We start from the raw sequence: 277 nt of genomic DNA, 5'->3' as shown, positions 1-277 counted from the left end.
CGGCGGCGTAGAACACCTGCTTGCCCTCGCGCTCCGCCCGCACGATGCGCGCCGCGCGCAACAGCCGCAGATGGTGGCTGACGAGCGACGGCGAGAGCCCCAGCGCATCGGCGATCGCGCCCACCGCACGGCGGCCGGCCACGCAGACCAGCACGATCTTCAGGCGCGTCGGATCGCCCAGCAGGCGAAACAGATCGGCGAGCGGCGCGATGCGCTCGTCGACGGAAACACCACCGGAAAATTCGCCGGAAAATTCGCTGGAAAAATTGCGGGAAAG

Annotated in this window: 1 protein-coding gene; it reads right to left on the bottom strand. The window is 68.2% G+C overall.

Annotation, left to right across the window (positions count from 1 at the left end; genetic code table 11):
* On the bottom strand, positions 1 to 211 hold a 211-nt coding region (locus SB751_RS30025; RefSeq protein ID WP_410749024.1), incomplete at its 3' end, for an ArsR/SmtB family transcription factor.
* Positions 212 to 277 lie beyond the last annotated feature (66 nt).

This window comes from Cupriavidus sp. SIMBA_020 (genome assembly GCF_046535395.1).
Taxonomy (GTDB): domain Bacteria; phylum Pseudomonadota; class Gammaproteobacteria; order Burkholderiales; family Burkholderiaceae; genus Cupriavidus; species Cupriavidus campinensis.
Note: the sequence above shows the minus strand (reverse complement) of the source record. Positions and strands in the feature narration are given on the sequence as shown.